This is a genomic window from Cohnella sp. CFH 77786, assembly GCF_019400745.1.
Classification (GTDB): Bacteria; Bacillota; Bacilli; order Paenibacillales; family Paenibacillaceae; genus Cohnella.
In genome coordinates, this window is record NZ_WJIB01000034.1 from 1 (window position 1) to 7,219 (window position 7,219).

General features: G+C 57.0%; 6 protein-coding genes and 1 pseudogene. 6 read left to right on the top strand and 1 reads right to left on the bottom strand.

Annotated features, from left to right (window positions below):
- Positions 1-575, top strand: a pseudogene (locus GE107_RS26135) (squalene--hopene cyclase); the annotation flags it as partial.
- Positions 576-631: 56 nt separating this feature from the next.
- Here GE107_RS26135 and GE107_RS26140 read toward each other — a convergent pair.
- Positions 632-1,147: a hypothetical protein gene (locus GE107_RS26140; protein WP_219644639.1), complete on the bottom strand. Its 516-nt coding sequence runs from the start codon at positions 1,145-1,147 to the stop codon at positions 632-634.
- A 350-nt stretch (positions 1,148-1,497) separates the two neighbouring features.
- Here GE107_RS26140 and GE107_RS26145 point away from each other — a divergent pair, with 350 nt between their 5' ends.
- The 5 genes from GE107_RS26145 to GE107_RS27360 all read left to right on the top strand — a co-directional run bounded on the left by GE107_RS26145 (position 1,498) and on the right by GE107_RS27360 (position 6,588).
- The gene (locus GE107_RS26145; RefSeq protein ID WP_219644323.1) at positions 1,498-2,082 is read left to right on the top strand and encodes a TetR/AcrR family transcriptional regulator; all 585 of its coding nucleotides are present in this window, start codon (positions 1,498-1,500) and stop codon (positions 2,080-2,082) included.
- 60 nt (positions 2,083-2,142) lie between these two features.
- Positions 2,143-3,552 (top strand): MFS transporter, encoded by a 1,410-nt coding sequence (locus GE107_RS26150; protein WP_219644325.1) that lies wholly within the window; start codon positions 2,143-2,145, stop codon positions 3,550-3,552.
- Positions 3,549-3,671: a hypothetical protein gene (locus GE107_RS26890; RefSeq protein WP_255570852.1), complete on the top strand. Its 123-nt coding sequence runs from the start codon at positions 3,549-3,551 to the stop codon at positions 3,669-3,671. Before GE107_RS26150 ends, GE107_RS26890 begins: the two co-directional genes overlap by 4 nt.
- Positions 3,672-3,701: 30 nt before the next feature.
- Entirely contained in the window at positions 3,702-4,037 is a 336-nt protein-coding gene (locus GE107_RS26155) for a luciferase domain-containing protein (RefSeq protein WP_219644334.1), read from the top strand.
- A 184-nt stretch (positions 4,038-4,221) separates the two neighbouring features.
- A complete protein-coding gene (locus GE107_RS27360; protein WP_219644327.1) occupies positions 4,222-6,588 on the top strand; it encodes a YcdB/YcdC domain-containing protein in 2,367 nt (788 codons plus the stop codon).
- The last annotated feature ends 631 nt before the right edge of the window (positions 6,589-7,219 follow it).

Here is a 7,219-nt window from a genome sequence, read left to right on the forward strand (position 1 = left end):
CCATCGATCCTTCGACGCCGGATTTGACGGGGAGAACGTTGGAGTTTTTGGGGAACTACGCGGGTCTGGACATCCGCCACGCGCTTGTTCGCAAAGGCGCGGATTGGCTTCTCGACCGACAGGAAAAGGACGGCTCCTGGTATGGACGGTGGGGAGTCTGCTACATCTACGGTACGTGGGCGGCATTAACGGGGCTGACGGCCGCCGGAATTCCTGCGGATCATCCGTCCGTACGCTCCGGAACGAAATGGTTGCTGGAAATCAGGCATGCCGACGGGGGGTGGGGAGAATCCTGCGCCAGCGACCGGCACATGCGCTATATCCCACTTGCGGGGAGTACGCCTTCCCAAACCGCTTGGGCGCTCGACGCGCTCATCTCCGTCCATGAAACGCCGAATTCCGCGATCGACCAAGGGATCAGGCGATTGATCGGTCTCTTGCGGGAAGAGGGCGGGCTGGCGGCCTATCCGACGGGGGCGGGACTTCCGGGCGTTTTTTATTCCCATTATCACAGTTACCGGTACATTTGGCCGCTCCTTGCGCTTTCCCATTACAGAAACAAGTACTCCCCGTAAATCCGCGAAGGCAAACAAGAACCGGCAAAATCCCGAAAAGGATTTTGCCGGTTGGCTTAATATTGGTTCTTCAACATTTCGATTTCCGTCTTGATCATGAGCTGTTCACGATTGAGAATTTCGATACTTGCCGCATGGGTATTCAGTTGAAAAGAGAATTTCCGCTCCATGGCATCTTGCCTTTCCGCGATTTCGGTGACGGTCTCTTTGATGGATTTGACCATGCCGACCAATTGCGCGGACAGTTTTTCCTGGCTGTTCAGCCGGTTCAAGATCGCTTGTTGATCTTTCTTGAAAGTCTTGAGCTCTTGCGCGAACTCGGAACGAGCACTCTGTATATCCGCTTTCAACTCTGCCCGAAGCTCTGTTGTGACAGCCTGAATCTCGTCTTTCAGTTCCGACCTGACGGCCTGAATCTCGTCTTTCAGTTCCGACCTGACGGCCTGAATCTCCTCTTTCAGTTCCGACCTGACGGCCTGAATTTCCGTTCTGACAGACTGGAATTCCTCGTTTACCTCCGTCCTGAAGTTCCGCATCTCGTTCAGAATCAATTCCAACGTTGCCTGGCTCATACGCTTCTTCCTCCTCCGGGATTTGTAATGACAGAAATAGGATTCGTATTTCTATAAACGTATCATGCCGGCCTGCAAACCGGGTCCCGGAGGCATGAGGAACGTCTTGTGAAATAAGTATATCAGATTGGGTAAAAGCTGTTTAGGCAGGGTTGAAAAATAGGCTGTCAGATCGATCAAGACTTCTCTGAATCGATGTCCGGCGGATTCACCGGCAATCTTATCGGCATCACGGCTTACAGCAGCAACGCGAATTGCCGAGGGTACTGCGTTTCCTGCTGTTGACAAAGAACGGGAAATCGCGTAAGGTAAGGATGTAAGTGTTCACTTGCATCCAAGGGGATAAACGCATGAGAGAAAATACGAGCACGAGCGATAAACTTCTGTTGGCCGCGATCGACCTAATGGCCGAGAAGGGATACGACGGCACGACCACCAAGGAGATCGCCGCTGCCGCCGGGGTGAACGAAGTGACGCTGTTTCGCCACTTCGGCACGAAGGAGAATCTGCTGAAAACGGCCTTCAGTCGCTACCACTACGCCGATGAGATGACGAAGCTTTTTCGGGAATCCCTCACGGGCGATCTTCATGCGGACCTTCTCCTGGTTAGCCGCACGTACCACAAGCTCATGAACCGGAACCGCAAATTGCTGCGTCTCGCCCAGAAGGGCGGCAATCTGCCGGAAGAAGTCTATGAGGAGTCCGGACGTCATCCCCAACAGCTGAAGAAGCTGTTAATGGATTATTTGGCGGACATGGCGAAACAAAAGAAGGCGTTGGTGCCGAACCCCGAGATGCAGGCGTTGTCTTTCATGTGGATGAATTACGGCGCGTTCTTCAGCAGCCTGAACAAGAAAGAAGCGGTCTCGGAAGAATGGTTGGACGAATTTATCAAGGAAAGCGTTGGGCTGTTCGCTAGGGCTTTAACTCCCTAGCTTTTTTACCCATTGCATGCAAGTGTGTGCTTGCACACAAATAAAAAGGAGAGATCAACCATGGATTCGGAGACACGGCAGCACAAAGGATCGCAAATCATGCGTTTGATGATGTTCACCGTCATGATTTCCTCGATGAGCGCCCTTATGTTTCATGTGGTTCTGCCGCAAATCAGCGAAGAGTTTCACCTGACCCTGGCTCAGGCGAGCTGGCTGTCCTCCGCCTATACGCTCATTTACGCCTTCGGAACGGTGACGTACGGGAAGCTGGCCGATCGGTTCCAGTTGAGAAGCTTGGTCACGTTCGGCCTGACGCTCTTCGCGGCGGGATCTCTCGTGGGACTCGTATCCCAGACGTTCTGGGCTGCGCTGCTCGGCCGTTGTCTGCAATCCGCGGGTGCCGCGGCTGTACCCGCGATTGCCCTGATCATCCCGGTGCGTTATTTCCCGCAGGAGAAGAGAGGCTCCGCTTTGAGCATGACGGCCGTCGGGCTCGCGATCGGCGGTGCGCTTGGGCCTGTCGTTTCCGCGGCTATCGTCAGCATCGCGAACTGGCGTTGGCTTTTTCTCCCGTCCTTGCTCATTTTGCTGTTGCTGCCATTTTACCGGAGGATTTTGGAAACAGAACCGAAACAAGCCGCGAAATCGTTCGATTGGCTGGGCGGCGGCTTGCTCGCCGCTTTCACCGCGCTGCTCCTGCTGGGCGTCACGAATCGATCCTGGCCGTATCTGGCGGCTTCGATTCCCTTGCTGATCCTTTTCCTCGCGCGAATTCGCTTGACGAAGGAACCTTTCATCGAGCCGCGCCTGTTCCGCAACAAAACCTATGCGACAGGACTCGCGCTTTCATTTCTAATCGCGGGGATCGGCGTTTCCTTGTACTTCCTGACCCCGATTCTGCTGTCGGAAGTATACCGGCTCGGCTCCGATTGGATCGGGTTCGCGATGGTGCCCGCGGCAGTCGCCGCCTCCCTGCTGGGGAGAAAAGGCGGGAAACTGGCGGACCGCAAAGGCAATCCGTATCTGTTCTCGGTCGCTTCCGGTTGTTTGCTGGCTTGTTTCGTTCTGCTGTCGGTCCTGACGGGGATCGCGCCGCTCTGGATTTCGATCATCCTGATCCTCGGCAACGTAGGCCAGTCTTTCATGCAGGTCGCGATGTCGAACTCCATTTCGCGGGCATTGCCCAAGGAGCAGGTCGGCGTGGGAATGGGCCTGTTCTCGATGCTTTCCTTCATCGCCCAAGGGATCGGGGCGGGCGTGTACGGGCTCGCGGCGGCGCAAGGTTCGTCCGTGAATTGGAATCCGCTGCACGCCGATGCGGACAGCTACGTTTTCGGCAACATTTATCTGGTGCTGGCCGTCCTGCATGTCGGGATTCTGCTGTTCTACCGCTTGGGGTTCCGTGCCCGGAATCCCGGCGTTAAGACCGAATCGATCAGCCATAAAGCGCTAGGAGGAGAAAGAACATGAACAGGGGAGGCCAAGCAGCCATGGCCAGGAAAACGAGCCGAGGGGCAATTACCGCCAGCTTCGACGCGCACGGCGCCGTGTATACCGGCGCGACCGCCGGTAAACGGCGGATTCGTTAAGGAATAACAATTGGAGAGGAGTTCATGAGCATGTCAACTTCCGCAAGGCAGGTTCTGATCGGGGAATTGCTCAGCTGGCCGGGGGTGACGGAGCAGCCCCACCGTTTCGGCGGCATCGAGTTTCAGTGGAACGGGAAGGAGATCGGGCATTTGCACGGCGACCATCTGGTCGACATTCCGTTCCCGAGGAGGATGGGAGATCAGCTAGCGGAAGCCGGACGGGCGAGTCCCCATCACATTCATCCGGGTTCGGGGTGGGTCTCCTTCTACATCGAATCGGAGGAGGATATCGCAGGGGCGGTGGAACTGTTGCGGTTGAAGTACGATCACATGGTGAATCGGGGAGAGAGCGGGAAGACGGATTAGCGTTATCGTTTTCCGACGGCAGGCCTGGCAGGGCCGGTTGATCGCGAAAATTAAGATTTCCTAAAAAACCGGAAAAAAGGAAAACCTTACCTTCCTCAGGGCGTATTACCGTGTGGCGTATCACGGAGGCGAGAATCCGCGGCTCGATCCGATACGATCTATGGCTCAGAGAGGATGAAGCATCGTGTCCAGGAAAGGAAAGAGGTCCCTTGCGAAATACCGGGCGAAGGTCGCGGGAGTGACGGCGGCCGTTTTGCTGTTCGGGGTATTGTCCGTTCCGGGGATCGGGGCCGCCGAAACGGCCGAAGGCGCCGTTTACGCGAGCGCCAGCGACAGTGACAGCACGGCGGTTCCCGGCGATTCGGGCGGGACCAAGCTTTCCCCGGAGAACGTGAAGGTGTCCCAGGAGGAGGCCGTATCCCGGGTGATCAAGCTGTTCCCCGTGCTGGCCGGTGCTCAAACGCAAGAAGTCCGGTTAACCGACCATGCTTCCGGCGGCTCCGGCAACGGCGGCAGTCCGATGTGGGAAATCGGCTTCATGATCCGCAACGGGAACGTCTCCAGCGGGTTTTCGGCCAGCGTCGACGCGATGACGGGGGATCTGCGCAATGTGTTCATTCCCTATGAGATGTCCCGCGGATCTGTCGCGTTTCCTCCGATGACGTCGCGCAGCGAAGCCTTGGAGATCGCCAAAGCGTTCGCCGCGGAAGCGGCTCCGTCGCTCAAAGGGCAAGAACTCGCGGAGGATACCGAGAAAGGTCAGAACCCTCCCGCTCCCCTGTTCGGACCTGTCTATTACAGCTTTGCGTTTCGCATGTCCCATGACGGCGTGAGGGTCGACGGCCAATCCGTTCAAGTAAACGTGAACGGCAACGGCGAGGTCACCTCGTTCTCCTATTATGGGGAAAGCACGGAATTTCCGTCCGCCCGGCCGAAGGTGACGGCGGCGGATGCCAAGGCGCGCTGGGAATCCGATTTGCGGCTGGAATTGACCTATACGGGCGGCGATTTCCGGGAAAACCCGGATCGCTGGATGCTCGTTTATGTGCCGGCCTCGCAGCTCACCAGGCTGGACGCTCAAACCGGCGAATGGCTGGATTTCGGAGGCAATCCGCTCAGCCCCCAGCCGCCGCAATATGTCGAAATGCCGGAACCGGCGAAGCCGTTCTCTCCCAAGGCGGTAACGGCCGAAGAGGCGGCGGCTTTGGTCGAGGCATACGCGGATATCCCGGAAGGGTACCGGGTCGAGAGCCGTTCCCTGCAGCAAGGGCGCGAAGGAGGAAACGATTTCTGGTCGCTGGAGTGGCAGAACGAGAAAGGAACGCCTTACGAGCGAAGAAGCGCGACCGTCGATGCGGTAACCGGACAACTGCTCTCGTTTTACGTGCACTTCTTCTACGGGCCTGACCGTCCGGCACCCGAAAAGCCTGCCGCGCCCGAGCTTCCCATGGAGAAAGCGATCAAACTCGCGGACGAGTGGGTATCGGCCAACATCCCGAATATCGTCTCCTATCGGCGGGTCGTTCCGGCCGCGAGCGCAGCAGACCCCAAACCCGATTCCGAGTACAAGACGGTCACTTATCAGCTGTTCTACCGCGGACTGCCCGTCCAAAACCGCAATCTGAACGTTACGTTCGACGGGAACGGCAAGCTGCGCGGGTTTTACGGCCAGCCTGCACTGAGCGGGGAAATGCTGAAAAAGATGGAATCGCTTCGAGCAGCCGTTCCGGAAAAGCAAGCGAAAGAGATGTATTTGAAAGCGGCGTCGATGGAGCTCTCTTATTCGAGTTTCGGAGGCTATTACGTCGAACCGTCGGGGGAGTATACGGAGCGGTCATGGAAGCTTGTGTATTCGCCCTACGATTGGGAGAGGAAGATGCCTATGAATCGCGTTCTGGATGCGGTTACGGGGCAATGGACCGAGTTGTATCCCAACCGTTGGCCGAGCCTTCCTGCCGAGGAGCCTGCCGAAATCGGCAACCATTGGGCGGCGGTTTATTTGCGGACGTTGCTGGAGCACGGAGTGATCCAAGCCGGTGAAGACGGGCTCATTCACCCGGACCGGAGCGTGAAGGCGGGCGATTTCTTCCGGATGCTGGCGATCGCCTCGGATCCTTACTTCGGAGCCTATGAATCTTACTGGCCGGTGCAGGAGCAAACGAAACCGTTCGCGGACGTCGAGCCGTCCTCTCCTTATTATGAAGCCGTGAACCGGATGATCGACCGGAAGTGGCTCACTCCCGATCCGAAAGCCGAGCTTCATCCCGAAGCCGAGCTCACCCGGGACCAACTGGCGTTTTATCTGAGCAAAATCACGGGCTATTGGAAGCTGGCGGAGAAGCTCGCGGATTTGCCGGCGTTCGCGCGGCTGTCGGACGCCAAGTCCGTGCCGCATCCGGGCGCGGCGGCGCTTGCGCTGAAGCTCGGCCTGCTGACGCCGCAAGGCGGCGCCTTCCGGCCGAACGATAAAGTCTCGCTCGCCCAGCTCGCGGTCGTCTTCGTCCGCATGGCCGAGCGGCAAGGCGAGTGGGACCGTCCGCTTGCACAGTAACCGGGGTAACGACAAAACCTTCGGCTCCTCTTCAATGGGGCCGAAGGTTTTTTACACATTACAGGAATATTAGCATCCGGAGAGTGGTTTTGAGGAAACGAGAGGGAGCGGTTTACGGTACTGGCGTCCCCGTCGATGCTCTTGCAAAGCGGATTTTGTGACTCGCGCGCATGAGCGTCATACGTGTACCTGATTTCGGCAGGTCTCCGATCTGGGTGCCTCGGATGGTCGGCTGTCGCGCAGTCAAGGGGATTAAAGGGAACAGCCTGATAAAGGCCCTCTATTTTTGCGTACTGGACCATAAGCGCGTGATTTAGAAGGAAAACCTCCCTCTATTTATGCGTATGGGCCCCTCTATTTTTGCGTACTGGCCACAAACGCGTGATTAGAAGGAAAACCTCCCTCTATTTATGCGTATGGGCCCACACGCGCGGGATTAGAAGGAAAACCTCCCTCTAATTCCGGCTATATCCCCTCAATTGAGGTTTTTCACCGAGATTAGAGGGAGGTTTCTCCACGGCCCCCTAATTGATGTGGAGTCCTGTCCCCCAATTGAATTAGACTAATGGTAATGGGGAGGCGGACAATATGCGTACAGGGAAAGTGTTCGAAGAGAAGCGAATGCAAATCG